Genomic DNA, 22,989 nt, shown 5'->3' with positions numbered 1-22,989 from the left:
CGTATGAGCAACGCATGCGGCGCGCTCGTTGTCTCGCGGATTGTGTCGCGGGTTATCTCGCGGGTCGTGTCGTTATGCGATGAAGCGCATCAGGATTGCGCATTTCGGCGCGCATTGCCAGCGCGCAGCTTCGCATCCACAGGAACAGGCATGAAATACACAGAATCAGGCTAGGGCCGGTTCACATCGGGCACAGACTCTAGGGCGTGCTGCGCTGCGGCCGCCGCCACGTGGCCTGCCACAGCCCTTCGAGCGAATAGACGGCGAGCGCGAACCAGATCGCACCGTAGCCGATCAGTTGCACGCGGCCGAAGGGTTCGCCATACAGCAGCACGCCGAGCAGCAGTTGCAGCGTGGGCGTCACGTACTGGATGAGACCGAGCATCGAAAACGGAATGCGCCGCGCGCCCGCCGCGAAGAGCAGCAGCGGAATCGCCGTGATGGGACCGGCCGCCGCGAGCAGCAGTTGCACGCCGAACGGTGCGGCGGCGAAGCCGTTGGCGCCGCGCGAGGCAAGCCACAGCAGATACAGCAGCGCCACCGGAAAGAGCAGGATGGTCTCCAGCGTCAGGCCTTCCAGCGCGCCGAGCTTCGCCGTCTTGCGCAAGAGCCCATAGCCCGCGAACGTGAAGCCGAGCGCGAGGCTGATCCACGGCGGATGCCCGTTCTGCCAGGTGAGCCACACCACGCCCACGCCCGCGATCGCCACGGCGAGCCACTGCCCGCGACGCAGCCGCTCGCCGAGAAACACGAGGCCGAACAGCACGTTGATGAGCGGATTGATGAAGTAACCAAGGCTCGCGTCCACGATATGGTCGGCATTCACGGCCCAGATATAGATGCCCCAGTTCGCCGAAAGCAGCACCGCACTCGCCGCGAAGCGCGCGACGAGCGGCCGGTCGCGCAGCACGGGCCCGAGCCAGCGCCACTGCTGCCGCACGGTGAGTACGGCCACGAGAAAGAGCAGCGACCACGCCATGCGGTGCGCGAGCATTTCGAGCGCGCCGATCTGATGCAGCGTCTTGAAGTAGACCGGAAAGAGGCCCCAGAGCGTGAAGGCGAGCAGTGCGTAGAGAATGCCGGGATTCATTGATTGTTATATGGGTGCGAGAGGCGGGAGCGGCAAAGACGGGCGCGGCGCGATACGGTGCCAGGCGCCTTTGGATGCAGCTGCGCCCGTTTTTGCGACAATATCGGATTTTGCCGCCCGCACCGGCTGCTGTCCATGAAGGCCCGGGCAGCTCGTCCCCTCCGGGGGAGGCCTCGCGCAAGCCTTACAACCGGGAACGCCCAAGGAAGCCGCAAAGGTCCACCCAGCGATGTCATTACCTCATATCGACCTGCTCTACTCGCTCTCCGGCCTGTGCGTCGGCTTTCTCGTCGGCCTGACAGGCGTGGGCGGGGGTTCGCTGATGACGCCGATTCTCGTGCTGCTGTTCGGCATTCATCCGGCGGCGGCGGTGGGCACCGACCTGCTCTACGCATCGGCGACGAAAACGGCGGGCACGCTCGTGCACGGGCTCAAGGGATCGGTGGACTGGCTCGTGACGCTGCGGCTCGCCGCAGGCAGCGTGCCGGCGGCCACGATCACGCTGCTCCTGCTGCATCGCTACGGCATGGATACGCCGCACGGCAGCCAGCTGATCCAGATGGTGCTGGGCGCGGCGCTCCTCATCACGGCGACGGCGCTCGTGTTCCGCCCGCAGCTCGCCGCGTTCGCGGCACGGCATCGCAAGGAGCAGACGCAGGCGCGCACCATGACGCTCACCATCGTGACGGGCGCGGTGCTGGGGGCGCTGGTGACACTCACGTCGGTAGGCGCGGGCGCGATCGGCGTGACGGTGCTGTTGCTGCTCTATCCCGCGCTGCCTGTTTCGCGCATCGTGGGGTCGGATATCGCGCACGCAGTGCCGCTCACGCTGCTTGCAGGCGCGGGGCACTGGCTGCTGGGGTCGGTGAACTGGTTGCTGCTGCTCTCGCTGCTGACGGGGTCGCTGCCGGGCATCGTGATTGGCAGCCTGCTCGCTTCGCGTGCGCCCGAAGCGCTGCTGCGCAATCTGCTCGCGGCCACGCTCACGCTGGTGGGCGTGCGGCTGGTGCTGGCCTGATCGCCAGCCTCGGTTAGCCTCGGGTCAGCCCGAACGGCTGCCGTTTCGGCAAGGCGATCTCAACGTTCAGCTTTCGTCCGGCGAGCGCTCTGGCGCCCGCTGTTCAGCGGAAGAACCGGCAGTTCAGGTCGGTTTCGAACTGGCGCACCCACTGCCCGCCGGTGTCCATTCGATACGACTGCGCCCAGCCGCCGCGGCGCACGGTCACGAGCGACCCATGCGCGGCATCGAACGGATCTTCGTCGCCCGTCACGTCGAAGTGCGCCGGCGCGAAGCCGTGCCGCGCGCACACCAGCTCGAAAGCGGCCCGGTCGCCGATGGGCAGGTCGGTGTAGGTCAGGTGTCTCATTTCGCTCACCTCGTGCTCGCCTCGCGTTCTCGTGTGCACGCGGTCTGCGCTCAGCGTGGGCTGCTCGCCGGCCTGCATCGTTCCGGACGCGAACGCGAACGCGCACGTGCACACGCTACACCCGCGACAGGGTAAGTTGTGTGTCAGCACGCACACTGAGCCTTTGGTGAACCGTGTTGCAGCCGCGTTGCCCCCCCGCGTTGGATCTTCGCTGAATCTTCGCCAAGCCCTCTCTAGCCCGGCGACGCGGGCGCTTCGCGCCATCCCTCCCCACCTTACTGCGGCACGTTCACCACGCCGCCGTTCACGCTGATCGCGTTTGCGCCCGGGTCCGCCGCAATCGCCGGCAGATTGGCCGTGGTGAGCGCCGGCGCCTGGCCCGGCGTACCGCCGCGCGGCACCGTGCGCACCACCTGCGACGGCGGCAGCGGCGCGCCGCTCTTCAGATGGTTCCACATGAGATTCAGCGCCTGCAGGTTGTAGTAGTGCACGGGAATGAAACGCGTATCGAAGCCCGCGATGGGCAGGAACGCGTCGAAGTGCTGGCCGTTCGTCACTTCGTAGAACGAGAGCTGGCTGCGTTTGCCTTCCGCGAAACTGTTCTGCGCGAGGTACGCGCGCGAGGCATGGTTCACGGGCACGAGCGCGTCGCTGCGTCCCTGCACGATGATGGCCGGCTTGCCGTGCAGGTCGCCGTTCACGCGGATCGCGGCCACGCTCGCGGCCATCGTCGCGTTGCCGTTGGTCCAGAGTTGCCGCAGACAAAGCGCGCCGGTATAGCTCGCGTCCGAGGTGGCGAGCCGGTGGTCCGCGGCGCCCGCACTGCCGTTGTTGTAGACGAGGTTGATGCCGTCTGTGGGCGGCACGCCGTTGCCGAGGCCGAACACGGTGGACATCGGCGAGACGGCCGGCGCCACGCCCGCCGCACCCGTCGCGCCGGTCGCACTCGTGGCGCCGAAGCTGAAGGCGCAGAGGTTGTCGGTGACGCTCGCGCGCGTGTACGCGTTCGCGTAGGTCACGGCCACCGCGGGCACCGCCTGCGAGTCCCACATGGGCGCCTGCAGGAAATCGGAGTCGCTCTCGTAGCCCGCTGCGTGCAGTTGCGCGAGTGCGCTCGCGGCCTGGCTTTGCAGATCGCCGCCGCTGATCACGCCGCCCGCCGCAAGCGATGCGCAGCGCGCCGAGCGGATCGACTGCGTGGTGGCAAGCGGCAAGCCGCTCAGATACGGCGCCGTGGCCAGCTGGCTCGCGGCCGCCGCGCACGGCTCGAGCAGGTTCGCGAGCGTCATGTAGTCGGCAAGCGGCTTGCCCGCCGCACTGATCGGCGCGCCGCCTTCCTGCACCTGCGTGCCCGCGTTCATGGCCACGTTGACCTGCGGTTCGCCCACCACGACCGCGGTAATCCAGCCCTGCGTGTCTTCTTCGGCGGCCTCGATCGACGCGCCCCCGCCATTGCTCACGGACGCCGCAATCGTCGTCACGCTGCCCGGCTGGTAGCGCACGCCGTGCTGCGAGCCGGCGACCACCGGCGCGAACTGCTGGTTGAGCGCCCAGTAGGCGAACTGCACGGCTTCGAGCGTGTCCTTGCCCCAGCTCTGTTCGGGGTTCTGCTGCGAATGCGCGTGCTTGAAGGCGTAGCGGTACGGGAACGTCTGGTTGAAGGTGGCGAGCGTCGCGGCCGGCACGTTCGCGGTGAAGAGGCTCAGCCGCCCCGCGGCGCTTGCGCTCGCCACGGTGCCGTCGATGAGCGTGACCGTATCGGTCGCGAGTTCATGGGCGCCGTTGCCCGTGCCCTTGTCGGTGTAGGCCACGGCACAGCCGCGCTTGAGTCCCCACTCGCCCGCCGCCGAGATCGCGCCATACACGCCGCGCGAGCCCGACGACGTGGCCGTGACGATGCACGGATGGTTGGCGTCGAAGCTCGCGGGCACCTGCACGAGAAGGCTCACGTTTTGCGTGCCGCTGCCGTCGTCGGCGTAGGCGAGGTATTCGGTGCCGGCGATCTTGCCTTCGCCGAGCGTGTCGTTGCCGTTCAGGTCGACGTTGGGCCCCCAGAAGCGTCCGTAGCCGCCGTTCGCCGACATATCGACGAGCGCCCGGTAGTTCGACCAGATCGCGAGGCGCCGCAACTCCGCGGCGGTGGGGCTCGACGGATTCGCGAACGCGGGCGCCGTGGACGAGCCGATGCCCGTCTTGCCGAGACCGGCGGTGAGCAGGTCGTCGGTGTTGCCGTCGTAGCTCGTGATGCGCACGCTGCCCGCCACGAAGGCGGGCAGCGCGTTGGTCTGCGGACCCGAGCCGCCGCTGCTCGTGCCGTGGCACGCCGCGAGCGCGGCGAGCATCCATGCTGCGTAGGTGAAACGCGGCGCAAAGGTCGGTCGGAACGGCAAGGTGCGTGTCATCGTCGTCTCCATGCTCGAAGGTTTGTTGTGTCTTCTGTGCTCTTCTATCCGGAACGCCATGCCAGCAGGCCGACGCGGGAATGCAAGTTCTGCGCCTACGAGGAGCCGCGGTATTCATACGGCATGCGCCACGCGGCGCAGACGCGAGACCACGGGCGTGACCGTCGGACTCGCGCGCGAGCGCGGGCGCGTGGTCGTGCGTTGCGGGGGTGGCTTCGATGTGCGTTTTACGCGCGTTCCTTGCGCGTTCGTCCCGATTCGTAGACGACGTTGTCTACGTCAGGCGACCGGGAACGCAAAGAAGTGCTGACGACGCCGGCAACGACGTCTACGAGTATGGACACGGGCCTTGCGGCAGCCAAGGACATTGCGCGAAGAGCCGCACGGCGTACGGCGAAGCGCAAGAAAGAGGGAGCATCGCCGATTTGAAGCGATGCAGATCAATACCCGCCGAAACGCCGCCGGAACCGAAGTTCGGCGGCGCGAGAAACGTGGGACGTGGGACGTGTCGAGGCGGTGCGCGGGGACTGCGGCGTCTGTCCGGTAGCGGGTTACCTGGGCGCTCGTCGGTCAAGAGCCAGCGCCGCGGCCAACTGTTCACCAACGCACCTGTTCGCCCAACATCCCATCCTGCATCACTCCGAAGTCGTGCCCGACGTTACCCCGGACATTACCGCCGCCCCCGTGCCCGCGGTCGCCGCATCGCGGCGCGGCCGCTGCACGACCCTCACCTTCCCGCTCGATCCGCCGCCGCAGAAGAACTGGCCCGCGCCGTCCGATTCGATGCCCGACAGGCTCACGCCCGCCGGCATCGCGATGCTTTCCAGCACCTCGCCCGTGGCCGGGTCGATGCGGCGCAGTTCGCTCTCGTCGCCTTCCCAGGTGCCGTGCCACAGTTCGGCATCCACCCACGTCACGCCCGTCACGAAACGGTCGGACTGGATCGTGCGCAGAATCGCGCCGGTCTGCGGATCGATCTGATGGATCTTGCGCTCCTGGTACTGCCCGACCCACAACGTGCCCTCGGCCCACGCGAGCCCGGAGTCGCGTCCGCCGCCAGGCGCCGGAATGGTGGCCAGCACGCGGCCGCTCACGCGGTCCACCTTCTGGATGCGGTCGCCCGCAATCTGGAACAGATGCCGGCCGTCGAAGGCCGTGCCCGCGTGGGCTTTGACGTCGAACGTTTCGACGATCTCGCCGCTCGCGGGATCGAACGCGTTCAGCGATTCGCCCGCGCCGAACCAGACGCGCTGGCCGTCGTACGTGAGTCCGTGTATGCGTTCGATGCCCGGGAAAGGACCGTATTCGCGAAGAATGACTGCTGCCGTGGGTTTCATGAGGGTGTCCTCGGTTCGTTGACCGCCGCGTCGCTCAGGGACTGTCGTCGTTGCAGGCCGGTCAGGTGTGGATGGGTGAAGCCATCCTACTCACCGGGCAGCGGAGCGGGGAGTAACAAGACCGTCGTGAATCCGGGCACGGGTGGGGTGGTCCACCGGCGCGCGCGGCCGTGGCCGAACCATTGCACCTTGCCGGCGGCCGCGAGCGTTTCCAGCGCGCGCTGCACCGTGCGCTGGCTCGCGCCCAGCGCCAACGCGAGTGCCGAACTCGACCACGCTTCGCCGTCGGCGAGGCAGGCGAGCACCGCCGCGTGCTGCTCGTCGAACGGCTGCGCGAGCACAACGGCTTCGCGCGCGTCGCGCGGCACGAGGGCAAAACCGCGCGGGGTCGCCGTGATGTCGGCAAGCGCTCGCAGCGCGGCGCGAAGCCGTCCCATTTCCACGCGCAGCCGGGCGCGGTACGACTCGTCCGCGCGCTTCGCACGAAACGCGCGCGCGACGAGGGCGTCGCGCGGCACGTCGTCGGGCCACGCTTCGGCCAGCGCGCGGGCCAGCATGAAGAGCACCGGGCGCCTGGCGAGCGACACCACCGTATGCGGATCACGAACGGCGTGACGGCAGGCGTCGATCACGAGCGCATCCGACTTGAGCAGCGCCTCGACCTCGTCGGGCATCAAGAGCCGCTGCTCGCCGCGCACGACGAGGCGCGCAGCCGGCGTATCGAGCACCCGCGCGGCACACTCCACTTCGGCAACCAACGCCGGGATGCCGGCGTCGCGCGCCGCCTGCGTGGCGCGGGCAAGCGCCATGCGAGCGGCGTGCGTCTGAAGACGCCGCATCGCGAGCCCCGCCACGACGAGTTCGTGAGCGGCCCTCGCGGCCGGGGGCAGCGACGGAATGCCGGCTGGGTCGGGTACGCAGAGCACGCGTTCGGCATCGTCGAGGCGGCCAGTCAGCAGCAGACGCCGCGCCTCCAGATAGCGGGCATGCGCGGCGTTCGCATAGTCGCCGTGCGCGTCGAGCGTCGCGCGTGCGGCGTCGAGCGGCTTCGCCGGCCAGCCGAGGTCGCGCGAAGCAAGCGCGATCTCGGCCTCGGCGACGATGCACCGCGCACGCGCCACGGCTTCGCGCGGCCCGAAGGCACGCGCGGCGCTGCGCACCAACGCTCTCGCACGCACGAGGTCGCCCAGCTGCGCCATCGCAATGCCGCGCAGTGCAAGCGCCGGGGCGTCGTTGCGCAGTGCGACGCAGTTGAGCGCGCGAAGCGGGTCGCCTGCCGCAAGCGCGTGCGCCGCGGCGGCGATTAGCGAATCCATTGGAATGCCGCCACGCTTGTCACTCCGTGGGTTTCAAGGACGAGGCGAATCTTGGGGAAAAGCCCGGGGCAATCTATCACGCGCGCTCATTCACGCGGCATGCCTGCGCGCATCACACATCACGCGTCAACGCACATGCACCGGTGGCAAGACAGGGAGTTGAAAAGCAGAACCGAAAGACAAAACCAAACCGGGGCGTGACGGCATGCATGCCGACACGCCCGGCGTGCCGGGCAGACGAAGCTGCACGGCACACGACCGACCCTCCAGCGACACGCAGAAACTGCGCGCCGCCGTCCCGCTATCTGGCACGACAGCGGCGGAAAGACCGGCCGGCCGAAACGAGGCTTACTGCTGAACCTTCGTCAGCTTGTTGGTGACCGAGGTCACGCCCGGCACCGACTTCGCGACTTCTTCGGCCTTCGCAATCTGGCTTTCGTCCGGCACCGATCCCGTCAGCGTGATGGCACCGCCGCGCGAGCGCACCGTGATGTTCGACACGTCGACGCCCTGCGACTTCGAAAGCGCCTTGCGCACCGTATAGCCGAGCTTGCGGTCCGCCTTCTTCGTCGCCTTCTTGGCAGCCGGCGCCGACATGGACGAGTCACCGCCCGCAGCCGCCGCATCGCTCGACTGCGCGTACGCGCTGCACGCAATCGTCATGCACAGCGCAACGCCCAGCGACTTCAGCAAATTGACCGATTTCATGATTTCTCCTTTTTTCACCGCGGATAGGACCGCTTGTGCCCGTTGGCCGGTCTGGCAGCCGCGATGCGGCTACCGGCTGCAGGGCAGGCGGCTTCGTTACGACTTCCGGCGGCCGTGCGCCACGCGCGCGACGAGGCGGCGCAGCGGGCGACGGCCGGCTATGGCTTCGAACACGGTGTGCGAGAGACGGAAGGCAAAGGCTGCGGCAGCGTGAAGCTGTGCGCCGCGAGCCTTGCCGTCACGGGGCTGCAGCGCGCCGGATCTTCGTGGCGTGGACCGGCTGCGCGAGTGGCGCCCTCTGGTTGTGACGGCGACCCACAATTTAGCCTGGACGCGCACGAAGCGCAAAGGATTTAGCGAAGCACCGCAAACGGTTGCGATGCCGCGTGGGAGCGGCGTTCCGGGGGGCTTGGGGCGAACATCGTGCGAACTTCGGACGAACTTCGGACCCTTGCCGGCGCGAGCCTCGCCACACTGCCGGAGCAGGCTCCTGGCCTGCCCGGCGCACTTTCACCTTTGGTAACACCTTTGAGGGCGCAAGCATCCGCCGCAAGCGACGCCGTGCCGCGAATCTCATGTACCATCGGCCCGGTATGTGGCCGCGGCATGGCGGATACAGCGCCTGTACGTCGTGCCGTCAATGCACGCCCGCCGTCCGGCCGGCGCGTTCTGCGTGGCGGCGCCGACGCCGCGAGGCAGAACGCGCCGGCAGCTCGATCCGGTGAAGTCCGCAAGCTCCGTTAAACGTCTGCTGTATCCCGCTCGTCCTACATGAAGTTACGCTCCGGCCGCAAACGTCCTCGCCTCGTCGCCCGCTTCGTTGCCATTTCATGGCGCGATCTGGCGGTGTCGTTCGGACCGATCCTGCTGGTGAGCGCAGCCGCCATCTGGATCGCTGTGCGGCTCATCCAGCCCGCCCCGCCCGACACCCTCACCATCAGCGCCGGCCCCGCAGGCAGTTCGTTCTGGACTGCGGCGCAGAAGTACAAGACGATCCTCGCGCGCAACGGCATCAAGCTCAATGTGCTGGTCTCCGAAGGGTCCGCGGACAACCTCAAGCGCCTCACCGATCCCGCGAGCCACGTCGACGTCGCCTTCGTGCAGGACGGCATTGCGGGCAACGCCGGCAGCGCCAATGGTCCCGACGGTGCGAGCGGAGCAAGCGGTGCAAGCAGCGCCAGCCGTGCGAGTGACGTGAGCGGTGCAAGCGGAGCGAGCAGTACCGGCGGCACGAACGGCAACAGCGCCCTGGAAGGCCTCAACTCGCTCGGCAGCGTCGCCTACGTGCCGCTCGCCATCTTCTATCACGGGCCTACCGTGGCGCGGCTCTCGCAGTTCAAGGGTGAACGCATTGCGATTGGCGCCGAAGGCAGCGGCACGCGCCAGCTCGCGTTGGCGCTGCTGAAAGCGAACGGCATTGAACCCAACGGACCCACAAAGCTCCTGCCCCTCTCCGGTGAAGAGGCGGCGCAGGCGCTCGTGGCGGGCAAGATCGACGCCGCGTTTCTTGCCGGCGATTCCGCCCAGCCGCCCGTAATGGGCCGGCTTTACCGCACGCCCGGCGTGCAGTTCTTCGACTTCGCCCAGGCCGACGCCTACACGCGGCGCTTTCCGTATCTGACGCGAGTGGACATTCCCGCAGGCGCGTTCGACCTCGGCAAAAACCTGCCGGCAACCACCATCCATCTGCTCGCGCCCACGGTGGAGCTTGTCGCACGCGATTCGCTGCACCCCGCGCTCTCGGACCTGCTCATCGAGGCGGCGAAGGAAGTGCACGGCAAGGCCTCCATCATGCAGCGCGCGGGCGAGTTCCCTGCCCCGCGCGCGCAGGACTTCCCCGTCAGCGACGACGCCGCGCGCTACTACAAGTCGGGCAAGAGCTTCCTGTACCGCACGCTGCCGTTCTGGCTCGCGAGCCTCGCGGACCGGCTCATCGTGCTGCTGGTGCCGATCATCGTCGTGCTGATTCCGGGGCTGCGGCTCGTGCCGTCGCTCTATGCGTGGCGGGTGCGCTCGCGCATCTACCGGTGGTACGGCGCGCTCATCGCCATCGAGCGCGGCGCCCTGAACGAGAACTCCACGCACGAGCGCCGCAAGCTGCTCGACCGGCTCGACGCCATCGAGGAATCGGTCAACGCGATGAAGATGCCGCTCGCCTATGCGGACCAGTTCTACGTGTTGCGCGAACATATCGGCTTCGTGCGCTCGCGGCTCGCGCACGAGCGCGGCTTGGCGGCGAACGACGAAGCGGAAGAAGCAGGGGAAGCGGCGGAAGCGAACGAAGCGGCCACGTCGGCCAACGCCAACGCCACCGACGCCGACACGACAGCACAACCAGCCGACACAGCAGAAGCAGACGACGCCAACGAACCGGATGAAAGCGACCGCGGCAGCAGCGACGCGCAGCGAGCCGGGGAACGCAACGGGCACAAGCACGCCGGCACATGAAGGCGCCTGAGCAAGCCAGCGCATGAGCACCGCGAAGCCGCGAACCCCGCGCACGCGCACCGTGCACCTGCACAGACCTTTGCGTAACATCCAAACGATAATCGACGGGCAAGCGCCGAGCGGCGGCCGCATCGAATACGGAAAACCGGGAGAGACACAATGAACAACCAGGACATCAACATCAACGGCGTCGACGTGAGGCAGCCCTTATGGTTCTACGACTTCGTCTCGCCGTTCTCCTATCTCCTGCTCGAGCAGCACGACAAGTGGCCCGGTTTCGACTTCGTCCTCACGCCGGTTCTGCTTTCCGAGTTGTACCGTCACTGGAATCAGACCAGCGTCTACGAGATCCCGGCCAAGCGCATCTTCACCTACCGCCACGCGCTCTTTCGCGCGGAGCAGCTCGGCATTCCGTTTCGCATGCCGGCGGCGCACCCGTTCGATTCGATCAAGCCGATGTTGCTCGCCATCGCGGCGGGCGGCGACCTCGCCTGCGTGCGTGAGATCTTCCGCTTCATCTGGCGCGACGGACGCGACCCGTCGAGCGACGAAGGCTTCGAGGCGCTCTGCGACCGCGTGGGCATTTCGCACGGCACGTCGCTGATCGAGCGCGAGGAAGTGCGCGCGCAACTGCGCCGCAATACGTCCGACGCGATCCAGATGGGCGTGTTCGGCGTGCCCACGTTCTGGCTCAACAAGCAGCTTTTCTGGGGCGAAGACGCGCTGCCCATGGTGCTCTACTGCGCCCGCACGCCGAACTGGCTCGACTCGGCCGAAGTCAAGCGCATCAGCAATCTGCCCTCGGGACTGCCGGAAGGCCGCATCCGCAGGTAGCGGGCAATCGCAACGGCGCGTGAGCGTGGCACGCCCATGAGCCGTGATGCCCGCCATACCGCGTCCGCTATGGCGGCCGTGCACGATGGGGCCTAAGGTTATGGACGTCGCGCCCGCCGCGCCCCGCCGGCGCCTCTTTGCCCGAACCGACATGGACCCGAACGCCGCTTCCCTCGATATCTGGCTCGTGCGCGTGCTGCGCACGCTGCTGGTCGAGCGCAGCGTCACGCAGGCCGCGCTGCGGCTGAACCAGACGCAGCCCGCCATCAGCTCGGCGCTGCGCAAGCTGCGCGAAATACTCGGCGACCCGATTCTGGTGCGCGGCAAGACCGGCATGGTGCCCACCGAATACGGCGCGTCGCTGCTGCCGCACGCGCAGCGCGTGCTGCGCGACGTGGACTTCGTCGCCACGCCGCATGGCGACTTCGATCCGGCGCGCTCGCGTCGCGCGTTTCGTATCGCGGCCCCCGACTATCTCAACGACTTCTTCATGCCCACGGTGATCGCGCGCTTTCGCGACGCGGCGCCGTACGCGCGGCTCGAAATCCACTCGCTGAGCCCCACGCTCGACCACGAAGCCGCGCTCGATGCCGGCGAACTCGATCTCGTGATCGGCAACTGGCCGAAGCCCGACGCGCGCTTCGCACGCAGCGACCTGTTTCAGGACACGGTGGTGTGCATGATGCGCGCCGACCATCCGCTGGCCCGTGCGCCGCTGACGCGCGAGGCGTATCTGAACGCGGCCCATCTCGCGCCCACGCATTACACGGGCGCGAAGGCGAGCGTCATCGACGTGGGCCTCGCGAAGGCAGGCGCGGCACGCCGCGTGGTGGCGACGCTGCCCTACTTCGGGCTTGTGCCGCAGGCGCTTCTGCAGTCGGATCTGATTTTCACGACGACGCGTCGTTTCGCGCTGCACTACGCGAGCCTGCTGCCGCTCGCGGTGCTCGATGCGCCCATCGCGTTTGCGCGCATCAAGTGCTATCAGCTGTGGCACCCGCAGCCGGATCGGCCGAGCGATCTCGAATGGCTGCGTGCGCTGATGGCCGAGGTGTCGGACTCGCTTACTGCGCCGCGTAATGTGCGACAGGCGGTGCGGCGGCGGGTGTAGGGACGGGTTTAGCAGCGGCCTCGCAACGCACCTGCATGAGCTGGGCGCACACGGCTACCGCAATGGAAGCCGGCGCCTTGTCCACGATGCCCGGCACGCCGATGGGACAGACGATCTCCGCGAGCCGCACGGGGTCCAGCCCGCGCGCGACGAGACGCCGCTCGAACTTCACGCGCTTGGTCTTCGAACCGATCAGGCCGAACCATGCGACGTCGCGGCGTTTCATGATGCGTTCGGTCAGCGTGAAGTCGAGCGCGTGGTTGTGCGTCATCACGATGAAGTACGCGCCCGCCGGCGCGCGATCGACGATGACCTCGGGCGTATCCGTGGCTTCCACCTGAACGTTGCCCGGCACCTCGTCGGGAAAGCACTCGTCGCGCTCGTCCACCCACTGCACGACGCACGGCAAGTGGCCGAGCAGCGTGACAAGCGCATGCCCCACGTGGCCCGCGCCGAACAGCACGATGTGCATGGGCGGCGTGGGCAAAGATGGGCTCGCTGCCACGCTCGGGCTCCCGGCATGCGGCGAAGGATGATGACTCGGACTCATGGTGCTGTGCTCCCTCGTACTGCCTCGCGTTACACCGCTTCGTGCGGCGCGTCTGCGGCGCTTTCGCTTGCCGCGCTCGCCGCGCTTGCCACTGCACCGCCGCGCACGGCCCGCACCGCCTTGAGAATTTCCTCTGCCGTGGCCGGCGCGTTGAGCGGCGGATTCGTCTTGTAGTCGTCCACGGCGGCCACCGCATCGCGAATCGCGAAGAACACCGAGAACGGCAGCAGCAGCGGCGGCTCGCCCACCGCCTTCGACCGATGGATGCTTTCTTCGGCGTTGCGGTTCTTGAAGAGCCGCACGCGGAAATCGGCGGGCATGTCGTTCACGGTGGGAATCTTGTAGGTGGACGGCGCGTGCGTCATGAGCTTGCCGTCGGGCTTCCACCAGAGTTCCTCGGTGGTGAGCCAGCCCATGCCCTGCACGAACGCGCCCTCCACCTGGCCGACGTCGATGGCGGGATTCAGCGACGCACCCACGTCGTGCAGCGCATCGGCGCGCAGCACGCGCATTTCGCCCGTGAGCGTGTCGATCACCACCTCGGAGACCGCGGCGCCATACGCGTAGTAGAAGAACGGCCGCCCCTGGAGCTTCGCCTGGTCCCAATGCAGTTTCGGCGTGGCGTAGAAGCCGTCCGACCACAGCTGCACGCGCGCAAGGTACGCCTTCGCCACCACGTCGTCGAAGGGCAGCACGGCCTCGCCCACCACGACGGTGTCGTTGGCGAAGCGCACGTCGGCGGCGCTCACGCTGCCCGCGCCGTAGCGCTCCGCGGCAAAGGCCGCGAGCCGCGCGCGCAACTGATGCGCGGCGTCCTGCGCGGCCTTGCCGTTCAGATCGGAACCGGTGGACGCCGCCGTGGCCGATGTGTTCGCCACCTTGCTGGTATCGGTCGCCGTCACGCGCACGCGCGCGAAGCTCACGCCGAGTTCGTGCGCCACCACCTGCGCGACCTTCGTGTTGAGCCCCTGGCCCATCTCGGTGCCGCCGTGATTCACGAGCACCGATCCGTCCGTATAGATGTGGACGAGCGCGCCGGCCTGATTGAAATGCGTGACGTTGAACGCAATGCCGAACTTCACGGGCGTGAGCGCAATGCCTTTCTTCAGTACCGCGTTGCGCGCATTGAACGCCCGCACGGCCTCGCGTCGCGCACGGTAGTCGCTCGACGCCGCGAGTTCGTCGATCAATTCGTGGATGACGTTGTCTTCCACGGTCTGGCCGTACGGCGTCACGTTGTTGTGCGTCTTGCCGTAGAGATTGCGGCGGCGCACGTCGAGCGGATCGAGGCCGAGATTGCGCGCCACGTCGTCGATGATGTATTCGATGGCGAACGCGCCCTGCGGCCCGCCGAAGCCGCGGAATGCCGTATTCGACTGCGTGTTGGTCTTGCCGCAGAAGCCCGCGATGGAGACGTCCGGCAGCCAGTACGCGTTGTCGAAGTGGCAGACGGCGCGCGTCATCACGGGACCGGAGAGGTCCGCCGAAAAGCCGCAGCGCGAGGTCATGTCCACGGCCACGCCTTCGATCAGGCCGTCGTCGCCGTAGCCCGCTTCGTAGGTGTAGTGGAAGTCGTGGCGCTTGCCCGTGATCATCATGTCGTCGTCGCGATCCGGGCGCAGCTTCACGGGGCACAGCAGCTTCCATGCGGCAAGCGCCGCGCAGCACGCGAACAGCCCCGACTGCGATTCCTTGCCGCCGAAGCCGCCGCCCATGCGCCGGCACTCCACGAGCACGTTGTGCGACGGCACGCCGAGCATGTGCGCCACGAGGTGCTGCATTTCGCTCGGATGCTGCGTGGAGCACCACACGTGCATGCCGTCGTCGTCTTTCGGCACGGCGTAGGCGATCTGCCCTTCCAGATAGAACTGCTCCTGGCCGCCCAGCGTCATCTCGCCCGCCACGTGGTGCGCGGCGCGCGCGATCTTCGCGCCCGCGTCGCCGCGCGCGAGCTTCATGGGCGGCATGACGTACTGCTGCGCCGCGCGCGCTTGCTGCGCGGTGAGCACGGCAGGCAGCTCCTCATAGACCACTTCCGCGCGGCGCGCGGCAAGACGCGCGGCTTCGTGCGACGTGGCCACCACGATGAACATGGGTTGACCCACGTACTGCACGACGCCGTCGGCCAATACCGGATCGTCGTGGACAATCGGGCCGCAGTCGTTCTCGCCGGGGATGTCCTCGGCGGTGAATACGGCCACCACGCCGGGCGTTGCGCGCACCTTGTCGAGCGACATCGAAACGATCTTCGCGTGCGCCTTTTCCGAAAGCCCGAGCGCCGCGTGCAGCGTGCCGGCCACGAGCGGAATGTCGTCGGTGTAGGTGGCGCGGCCGCTCACGTGCAGATGCGCGGACTCGTGCGGATGCGAGACGTGGACCTGCGCGAACGCCGCGAGATCGGCGGGCTCCTTCAGGAACGGTTCGGCTTGCTGGTTCATTTGGTGAATCTCCGTATCCCGGGATAGCTGTCGGTTTGTTGGGTGCGGGTGGGGTGCGGGTGGGGTTGGGCACGCGACGGGTTGAACGGTGGTTTTCCCACTACGCTTCAGGCCACCCCTTCGGCCGCGTCTTCCGCCACGACCGCGCGCACGTCCAGCGCGCACTTCGGCAGCGGATCGTGCGGCCGCGTTTCGAGCCAGAAGCGGTACAGCGTGTTCTTCGCGGCTTCGAGCCGGTAGTCGCTCGTCGCGCGCATGTCGGTGAGCGGCGCGTAGTCTTCGGCGAGCGCGAGCATCGCGGCCTGCGCCGTGGCTTCGTGCCACTGGGCATCCGCGAGCACCCCTTCCGCCCGCGCGGCGCGCTTCGGCGTAGCCGCCATGCCGCCGAACGCGACGCGCGGCTCGCGAATCGTGTCGCCGTCCGCGATGAAGGCGAACGCGGCGCACACCGCGGAGATGTCCGAGTCGAAGCGCTTCGAGAGCTTGTAGGTGCGAAACCGCAGATCGCGCCGCGCGCCCGTACGCGTGGGCACCTTGAGCGCGGCCACGAATTCGTGCGCGGCCATGTCCTTCTTTTGATACGCGAGGTACAGGTCTTCGAGCGGCAGCTCGCGCGTCACGCTGCCGCCGCGCAACACCACGCGCGCGCCGAGGACGATGAGCCCCGGCATCGAATCGCCGATGGGCGAGCCGTTCGCCACGTTGCCGCCCAGCGTGCCCGCGTTGCGGATGGGCAGCGACGCGAAGCGCAGCCACATCTCCGTGAGTTCGGGGTAATGCTTCGCGAGTTCGGCATAGGCGCGCTCAAGGGTCGCGCCCGCGCCGATCTCGATCCATTCCTCGGACACCGCAATGCGCTGCATCTCGCCCACCTGCCCCACGTAGACCACGTCGCCCAGCTCGCGCATCTGCTTCGTGACCCACAGGCCGACGTCCGTGCTGCCGGCGAGAATCCGCGCCTCGGGCCGTGCGGCCTTGATCTGTGCGAGGGCGTCGACGGTGCGCGGCGCGTCGAACCGCTGGCCCGCGTGTTCGTACTCGAAGGTTTGCGCGCGCGCGATGGAAGCAAGCGTGCGCGCAAGCGCGGCTGCATCGACGGGCGCCTTCGGCGGGTCGGCTTCGAACATGCGTTCGGCCGCCTCGATGATGGGGCGATACCCCGTGCAGCGGCAGAGATTGCCCGTGAGCGCGTTGGCGATTTCGTCGCGCGTGGGCACGGTGGCCTGCGCGCATCCCGCAGCACACGCCGCGTGCTCGTGGCCGTGCTTCTCGTAAAGCGCCCACATCGACATGACGAAGCCCGGCGTGCAGAAGCCGCACTGCGAGCCGTGACAATCCACCATGGCCTGCTGCACGGGGTGCAGCGAGCCGTCGGGCTGGCGCAGGTCTTCCACGGTGAAGAGCGCCTTGCCGTCGAGCGTAGGCAGGAACTGGATGCAGGCGTTGACTGCCTTGAACGCCACGCCGCCCGCGCCGTCCGGCTCGCCGATCACGACCGTGCAGGCGCCGCAGTCGCCCTCGGCGCAGCCTTCCTTGGTGCCGGTGCAGCGCGCGTCTTCGCGCAGGTACTGGAGAACGGTGCGGGTGACCGGCGCGTCGCTGACTTCGCGAATGGCGTTGCGGTGATAGAAGCGGATCGGCTGACTCATGTTTCGTGGCTCGTCGAATGGACCCGGTCGGGCAGACCTGGTCGCGTAGACCCGGTGGTCGGGCAGACTGGGCAGGCAGGCGCCGCTGCTGCGGGGGACGGTTCGAACGCTATCACCGTCAATATTGGCAACCCATAGCGGCAGGAGCATGGGCGGCATATCGCGGCACCGATAAGTGCGCCGATAGGCGATTCATGGGCGGGCGCAGGCGCGGCAAAGGTTCCGGGATCAGGGGGAAAAATAAAAAGGGCACGCCTGCAGGAGAACCGGTTCCATGTGACAATCACGCCTTTGCGCCGTTTTCAACCCCTCGTTTTCCCCATGTCCACCGATTCAGCGCGTCCTCGCAGCGAGTTTGCCACGACCCTGCGGATCATTCCGGTCGTCTCTTTCACCTTCCTCTGCTACCTGACCATCGGCATTCCGCTCGCGGTGCTGCCCGGCTACGTGCACGACGACCTCGGGTTCAGCACGATCCTCGCGGGGGCCGCCATCAGCGTCCAGTATTTCGCGACGCTCGCCTCGCGGCCGCTTGCGGGCCGCTCGGCGGACACGCTGGGGCCGAAGAAGACGGTGTCGATCGGGCTGATCGGCTGCGGCACGAGCGGCGCGCTGCTGTTGCTCGCCGTGCTCGCGGGACACTGGCCCGCGGTGAGCCTCACGCTACTCGTGCTGAGCCGCCTAGTGCTCGGCTTCGGCGAAAGCCTGGTGGGCACGGGCGCGATTCTGTGGGGCATCGGGCGCGTGGGCACGACCAACAACGCGCGCGTGATTTCGTGGAACGGCATTGCCACCTACGGCGCGCTGGCGCTCGGTGCGCCGCTCGGCGTGGCCATTGCGCACACGGTGGGGTTCTGGTCGCTCGGCCTCGTCGTGATCGCGCTGGCGGCGCTGGGCTACGCGCTGGCCCGGCCGATGGCAACCGTGCCGATCGTGCACGGCGAGCGCATGTCGTACCGCAGCGTCTTCACGCGCGTGCTGCCGCACGGTCTGGGGCTCGCGTTGGGGTCGGCGGGCTTCGGCTCCATCGCGACCTTCATCACGCTCTTCTACGCCGCGAAGCACTGGCCGAACGCGGCGCTCTCGCTCACGGTGTTCGGCACGCTCTTCATCGGTGCACGGCTGCTGTTCGCCAACACCATCAAGACCTATGGCGGCTTTCGCGTCGCCATCGTCTCGTTCTCGTGCGAATGCTTAGGACTTGTGCTGCTGTGGCTCGCGCCCGTGCCGCACGTGGCGCTCGTGGGCGCGGCGCTCACCGGCTTCGGCTTCGCGCTGATTTTCCCGGCGCTCGGCGTGGAAGCCGTGGCGCTCGTGCCGCCCGCGAGCCGCGGCGCCGCGCTCTCGGCGTACTCGGTGTTTCTCGATCTCTCGCTTGGCGTGACCGGTCCGCTCGCGGGCTACGTGGCGGGCGAGTTCGGCTATGCGACGGTGTATCTGTTCGCGGCGCTCGCAGCCGCCGGCGGCGTGGCACTGGCGGCGATGCTCAACTCGCGCAACGCCAAGGTGCCGAACGCGCCGGCTGCCACCTGACGTTGCCACCGGAGGCTGCCACCCGACGTTGCCACCTGAGGCACGCGCGTTTATTGGCGCGCCGCTGTCCGCGCGCTTCCCGACAGCGACTTCTCCAGCGCCGCGACGCCCGCGGGCAGATCCACGGGCGCACCCAGTTCCATCATCGTGCGGCCCAGCGCGTGCAGCGTCCTGAACAGGTTGTGCTCGCGGCACTGCTCGCCCATCTGGCCGATCCGCACGATAGGCAGGCCGAACGAGCCCGAAATCTCCACCTGATGCTGGCGTGAGATGTACGCGCAGATGTCGCCGGGGCTCAGGCCCTGCGGCACCTCGATGCCCACCACCGAACTCAGCCGGCACGCCGCGGGCGTGTACAGGTTGAGCCCCAACGCGGTCACGCCCTCCTGCAGCGCCACGGAACATTTGTGGTGACGCGCGAAGCGCTTCTCCAGCGTCTCCGCACAGACCAGCCGCAACGCCTCGTGCAACGCGAGCACACCGGAGACCGGCGCCGTGTAGTGATAGCCCGCGTTGTGCCAGAAGTTTTCCGCGAGCGATGCGTCGAGACACCAGTGCGTGTTCGGCGTGTCGCGGCCCTTCATGCGCTGCCAGGCGGCCTCGGAGAACGCGATCAGCGAGACGCCCGGGATCGACGACAGGCCCTTCTGGCCGCCCGTGATAACGGCGTCGATACCCCACGCGTCCATCTCGAGCGGCATCGTGCTCAGCGTGCAGACGGCGTCGACGATCACCAGCGCGCCCTGCGCCTTCGCGAGCGCGGCGACGTCTTTGAGATGCCGGTTCCACACCGTGTTCGAAGTCTCGCCCTGCACGATCGTGACGATCTCGGGCCGTTCGCGGCGCAGCGCCGCTTCCACCTGTTCGAGCGACACGATCTCGCGATCGGGCACATCGAGCGTCGCAACCTGCGCGCCAACGCGGCGGCCCATTTCGGCCATCCGCGCGCTGAAGAAACCGTTCTGGATGGCCAGCATGCGCGTGCCGCTCCAGGCGAGGTTGCAGATGGCCATTTCCATCGCGGCGGAGCCGGGCCCCGCCACGCCCAGCACCCACTTGGAGTGCGTCTGAAAAACGTAGCGCGCCATCGTCTTCACCTGGTCCACCACCTTCGCCATCGTGCCGCCCAGATGGTTGATGACGATGGCGTTGGCCTTGGCGACGGCGGCCGGAATCGGCACGGGACCGGCGCCCATCATCAGAAGCGGCTCTTCGGGAAGGATGGCGTCGAGCGATTCGACGTCGGGACACGGTACGGAAGACGATGACGAAGTAGACATGATGTTGGCGATGAGGGGATAAAGCGCTGCGGGCGAGGCAAACAACCGGAGCAAAAGATCATTCTCCCATTGCCGGGATTGCGCAAGTTTTTCGGCCGTTCGCCGCCCGTTCGCGCAAGAACCGCGTGCGCGCCTTGCCTGGCGTCGCGGCGTCCGCGTTTGCATTCGCGCGCCAACGCTGGCACGCTCGCCATCGCTGTCCGAGGCGCTGGCGCGCCTGCCTCGGACAGCTTCATACCGCCGACACCGACCCGCCATCGCGCCTGCCCTGCCCGCCGGCACGGCGCGACGATCTCACCCAGCCGGAGCATCACGATGCGCATGATCCTCTTCAGCAGCCGCCAGTACGACATCGATACCTTCAACGTGGCCAATGCGGCCAACGCCGCCTTCGGCTTCGATCTTCGCTTCCAAGAGTCGCACCTCGACGCGGACACTGCCGTGCTGGCGCGCGGCTTCGACGCGGTGTGTCCGTTCGTCAACGACACACTCGACGCCGCCGTGCTCGAACGATTGCACGAAGGCGGCACGCGCTTCATCGCGCTGCGCTCGGCGGGCTTCAATCATGTGGATCTGGCTGCGGCCGCGCGTCTGCAACTGCCCGTGGCGCGCGTGCCCGCGTACTCGCCCTATGCCGTGGCCGAACACGCGGTGGGGCTGATTCTTGCGCTGAACCGCCGGCTGCCGCGCGCCGTGGCGCGCACGCGAGAAGGCGACTTCTCGCTGCATGGCCTACTCGGCTTCGACCTGCACGGCAAGACGGTGGGCGTGATCGGCACGGGCATGATCGGTCGCGTGTTCGGCCGCATCATGGCGGGCTTCGGCATGCGCGTGCTCGCCTATGACCCCGGCACGCCCGCCGCCGACCTGCTCGCGCTCGGCGCGCAATACGTGCCGCTCGACACGCTGCTGGCCGAAGCGGATGTGGTGAGCCTGCACTGTCCGCTGCTGCCCTCCACGCATCATCTGATCGACGAAGCGGCCATCGCGAAGATGAAGCGCGGCGCCATGCTCATCAACACGAGCCGCGGCGGACTGGTGGAAAGCAACGCGCTGATCGGCGCGTTGAAGAGCGGCCAGCTGGGCCACCTGGGGCTCGACGTCTACGAGGAAGAAGGCGGCCTCTTCTTCGAAGACCATTCGAACCGCCCGCTGCAAGACGACGTGCTCGCGCGCCTTCTGATGTTTCCGAACGTGATCGTCACGGCGCACCAGGCGTTCTTCACGCGCGAGGCCATGGACGAAATCGCCCGCACCACGCTCGCCAACCTCGCGGCGTGGCGCGACGGCGAGCCGCGCAACCTCGTTCAGCTGCCGGCCTGACCGTACAGCACGAGTTCCGGTGCGGGCTCGGGCAAGCCGCAATACTCGCGCAGCAGCCTGGCCTCGCGCTCGTGCACCTCGACGGGCAGCCACTCGGCGCCGGCATCGGCGAGATAGCGCGCACGGTGCTGGCCGTTGCGAAACGCCACCACGCCCACGTGCTCCACGCCGATCCAGCCGAGAAAGCCCGGCGAGCGGCGCCGCGTGACGGTCACGTAGGGCATCTCGGGAATGCGCTCGTTGTCCGGGTCGAGGAACTCGCGGATGCCGCGCTCCTTACCCACGTGCCACTCGTGCACAGGCTTGAGCACATAGTCGGTGTCGTCGCGGTCCGCACACTGCAGCAGCTTGCGCACGTCGACGATCACCACCTCGTGGCGCGAACCGTCCGACGTGAACACGCGCTTCAGACGCACGTAGTCGTAGTGCCGGTGATTGGCCAGAGGAATGGTCCAGAGCGGCTCGGTGAAGCCGCGCGGCACAGCACTCGAATCGGACATGAGCATGACAAGACCAGAACCAGAGATCAGAACTATTCCAACGACGATCGCCCCAAGGGCGATTTCAATTCTCGCCGCACACGCGGCCACAGCTGCCGCAGCTTCGCGGCCTCAAAAAAGCGCCTAAGCTACGAGCGGCCGGTGAAACGCGTGTGACACGCAAGGCATGCCTGCGCAAGCTCGCACGCGCCTTCGCGAAGCCCATGCGAGGTGCATGGGAGCCGCATCGCAAGCAAAGATGCACCGTAGAAGCAAGACGCATACCGCAGTCCATACATGGAGAACGGCATGATCTGCGAAACCTTCAGCGAATACGTGCGAATCGAAGCGACCGGTGCAGTGGCGACGATCGTGCTGGACCGTCCCGCGCGCCGCAACGCGGTGGACCGTCCGACCGCCGAGGCGCTCGCCGCCGCGTTTCGCCGCTTCGAGGCAAACGTCGCCTGGCACGTGGCTGTGCTATTCGGCGCAGGCGGCACGTTCTGCGCCGGCGCGGACCTCACGGCGCTCGCCGACGACGCGCGCCGCAACGAGATTCATGCCGACGGCAGTGGCCCCGGCCCGATGGGGCCCACGCGCATGACGCGCTCGAAGCCCGTCATCGCCGCGATTACCGGCTACGCGGTGGCGGGCGGGCTCGAACTGGCGGTCATGTGCGACTTGCGCGTGGTGGAGGCCGACGCAGTGCTCGGCGTGTTCTGCCGGCGTGTGGGCATTCCGTTGATCGATGGCGGAACGATACGGCTGCCGCGGCTCATCGGGCTCTCCCGCGCGCTCGATCTGATCCTGACCGGCAGGGCCATCCACGCCGATGAAGCGCTCGCGTTCGGGCTGGCGAATCGCGTCGTGCCGAAAGGCGAGGCGCTCGCAGCGGCCCAGCAACTCGCGGCGGAACTCGCCGCCCTGCCGCAAGGCGCCTTGCGCGCGGACCGCCGCTCGGCGCTGGAAAACAGCCCGCTCGACGACATGGCCGAAGCGCTGCGTCGCGAAGGCGCCGGCGGCTACCAGGCGCTGATCGACGAAGGCGCGGCCGGCGCGGCACGCTTCTCGGCAGGCGCGGGACGGCACGGCAAGGAGTTCGATGACAGAGGCTCGTAATCGGG

At 67.8% G+C, this 22,989-nt stretch carries 18 protein-coding genes; 7 read left to right on the top strand and 11 right to left on the bottom strand.

Annotation, left to right across the window (positions count from 1 at the left end):
* Positions 1–199 precede the first annotated feature (199 nt).
* Positions 200–1,090 (bottom strand): EamA family transporter RarD, encoded by an 891-nt coding sequence (rarD, locus tag PXJ20_RS05755; protein WP_017772937.1) that lies wholly within the window; start codon positions 1,088–1,090, stop codon positions 200–202.
* A gap of 229 nt (positions 1,091–1,319) precedes the next feature.
* Between rarD and PXJ20_RS05750 the strand changes: the two genes are divergently transcribed.
* Complete coding sequence (locus PXJ20_RS05750) at positions 1,320–2,108, top strand: sulfite exporter TauE/SafE family protein (protein WP_421030390.1); 789 nt, start codon at positions 1,320–1,322, stop codon at positions 2,106–2,108.
* 103 nt (positions 2,109–2,211) lie between these two features.
* Here PXJ20_RS05750 and PXJ20_RS05745 read toward each other — a convergent pair whose 3' ends face one another.
* The 5 genes from PXJ20_RS05745 to PXJ20_RS05725 all read right to left on the bottom strand — a co-directional run bounded on the left by PXJ20_RS05745 (position 2,212) and on the right by PXJ20_RS05725 (position 8,220).
* Complete coding sequence (locus tag PXJ20_RS05745) at positions 2,212–2,457, bottom strand: hypothetical protein (protein WP_017772935.1); 246 nt, start codon at positions 2,455–2,457, stop codon at positions 2,212–2,214.
* Positions 2,458–2,732: 275 nt separating this feature from the next.
* Positions 2,733–4,799: a D-(-)-3-hydroxybutyrate oligomer hydrolase gene (locus PXJ20_RS05740; RefSeq protein ID WP_421030979.1), complete on the bottom strand. Its 2,067-nt coding sequence runs from the start codon at positions 4,797–4,799 to the stop codon at positions 2,733–2,735.
* 695 nt (positions 4,800–5,494) lie between these two features.
* Positions 5,495–6,196: a glutamine cyclotransferase gene (locus PXJ20_RS05735; RefSeq protein WP_421030389.1), complete on the bottom strand. Its 702-nt coding sequence runs from the start codon at positions 6,194–6,196 to the stop codon at positions 5,495–5,497.
* 86 nt (positions 6,197–6,282) lie between these two features.
* Positions 6,283–7,512 carry a helix-turn-helix domain-containing protein gene (locus PXJ20_RS05730; RefSeq protein WP_421030388.1) on the bottom strand — a complete coding sequence of 410 codons (1,230 nt, stop codon included), beginning with the start codon at positions 7,510–7,512 and terminating at the stop codon, positions 6,283–6,285.
* Positions 7,513–7,860: 348 nt separating this feature from the next.
* Complete coding sequence (locus PXJ20_RS05725; protein WP_413213160.1) at positions 7,861–8,220, bottom strand: BON domain-containing protein; 360 nt, start codon at positions 8,218–8,220, stop codon at positions 7,861–7,863.
* A 771-nt stretch (positions 8,221–8,991) separates the two neighbouring features.
* Between PXJ20_RS05725 and PXJ20_RS05720 the strand changes: the two genes are divergently transcribed.
* From PXJ20_RS05720 to PXJ20_RS05710, 3 genes are all read left to right on the top strand, one after another.
* Positions 8,992–10,668 carry a TAXI family TRAP transporter solute-binding subunit gene (locus tag PXJ20_RS05720; protein ID WP_421030387.1) on the top strand — a complete coding sequence of 559 codons (1,677 nt, stop codon included), beginning with the start codon at positions 8,992–8,994 and terminating at the stop codon, positions 10,666–10,668.
* 159 nt (positions 10,669–10,827) lie between these two features.
* Positions 10,828–11,502, top strand: coding sequence for a 2-hydroxychromene-2-carboxylate isomerase (locus PXJ20_RS05715; RefSeq protein WP_017772928.1), 675 nt, complete (start codon positions 10,828–10,830; stop codon positions 11,500–11,502).
* Positions 11,503–11,653: 151 nt separating this feature from the next.
* On the top strand, positions 11,654–12,613 hold the full coding sequence (locus PXJ20_RS05710) for a LysR family transcriptional regulator (protein ID WP_421030386.1): 960 nt from the start codon (positions 11,654–11,656) through the stop codon (positions 12,611–12,613).
* Here the strand turns inward: PXJ20_RS05710 and xdhC are convergent.
* The 3 genes from xdhC to xdhA all read right to left on the bottom strand — a co-directional run bounded on the left by xdhC (position 12,567) and on the right by xdhA (position 17,250).
* On the bottom strand, positions 12,567–13,085 hold the full coding sequence (gene xdhC / locus PXJ20_RS05705) for a xanthine dehydrogenase accessory protein XdhC (protein WP_421030978.1): 519 nt from the start codon (positions 13,083–13,085) through the stop codon (positions 12,567–12,569). The two genes, PXJ20_RS05710 and xdhC, sit on opposite strands and share 47 nt — an antisense overlap.
* A 107-nt stretch (positions 13,086–13,192) precedes the next feature.
* On the bottom strand, positions 13,193–15,601 hold the full coding sequence (xdhB, locus tag PXJ20_RS05700; RefSeq protein WP_421030385.1) for a xanthine dehydrogenase molybdopterin binding subunit: 2,409 nt from the start codon (positions 15,599–15,601) through the stop codon (positions 13,193–13,195).
* Positions 15,602–15,708: 107 nt separating this feature from the next.
* The gene (gene xdhA, locus PXJ20_RS05695; protein WP_421030384.1) at positions 15,709–17,250 is read right to left on the bottom strand and encodes a xanthine dehydrogenase small subunit; all 1,542 of its coding nucleotides are present in this window, start codon (positions 17,248–17,250) and stop codon (positions 15,709–15,711) included.
* A gap of 321 nt (positions 17,251–17,571) precedes the next feature.
* Between xdhA and PXJ20_RS05690 the strand changes: the two genes are divergently transcribed.
* Positions 17,572–18,783, top strand: coding sequence for an MFS transporter (locus PXJ20_RS05690; protein ID WP_017772923.1), 1,212 nt, complete (start codon positions 17,572–17,574; stop codon positions 18,781–18,783).
* Between the two features lie 50 nt (positions 18,784–18,833).
* Here PXJ20_RS05690 and PXJ20_RS05685 read toward each other — a convergent pair whose 3' ends face one another.
* Complete coding sequence (locus PXJ20_RS05685; RefSeq protein WP_421030383.1) at positions 18,834–20,063, bottom strand: pyridoxal-phosphate-dependent aminotransferase family protein; 1,230 nt, start codon at positions 20,061–20,063, stop codon at positions 18,834–18,836.
* A gap of 315 nt (positions 20,064–20,378) precedes the next feature.
* On the opposite strand from PXJ20_RS05685, the gene PXJ20_RS05680 reads away from it, so the two are divergent.
* Entirely contained in the window at positions 20,379–21,386 is a 1,008-nt protein-coding gene (locus tag PXJ20_RS05680; protein ID WP_421030382.1) for a 2-hydroxyacid dehydrogenase, read from the top strand.
* Here the strand turns inward: PXJ20_RS05680 and PXJ20_RS05675 are convergent.
* Positions 21,371–21,892, bottom strand: a complete 522-nt coding sequence (locus tag PXJ20_RS05675; RefSeq protein WP_126876835.1) for a plasmid fertility inhibition factor family protein — start codon at positions 21,890–21,892, stop codon at positions 21,371–21,373. The genes PXJ20_RS05680 and PXJ20_RS05675 overlap by 16 nt on opposite strands.
* A 282-nt stretch (positions 21,893–22,174) precedes the next feature.
* On the opposite strand from PXJ20_RS05675, the gene PXJ20_RS05670 reads away from it, so the two are divergent.
* On the top strand, positions 22,175–22,984 hold the full coding sequence (locus PXJ20_RS05670) for a crotonase/enoyl-CoA hydratase family protein (RefSeq protein ID WP_421030381.1): 810 nt from the start codon (positions 22,175–22,177) through the stop codon (positions 22,982–22,984).
* Positions 22,985–22,989 lie beyond the last annotated feature (5 nt).

Origin of the sequence: Paraburkholderia sp. A1RI_3L (assembly GCF_048957895.1) — a bacterium.
GTDB lineage: Bacteria > Pseudomonadota > Gammaproteobacteria > Burkholderiales > Burkholderiaceae > Paraburkholderia > Paraburkholderia kururiensis.
Note: the sequence above shows the minus strand (reverse complement) of the source record. Positions and strands in the feature narration are given on the sequence as shown.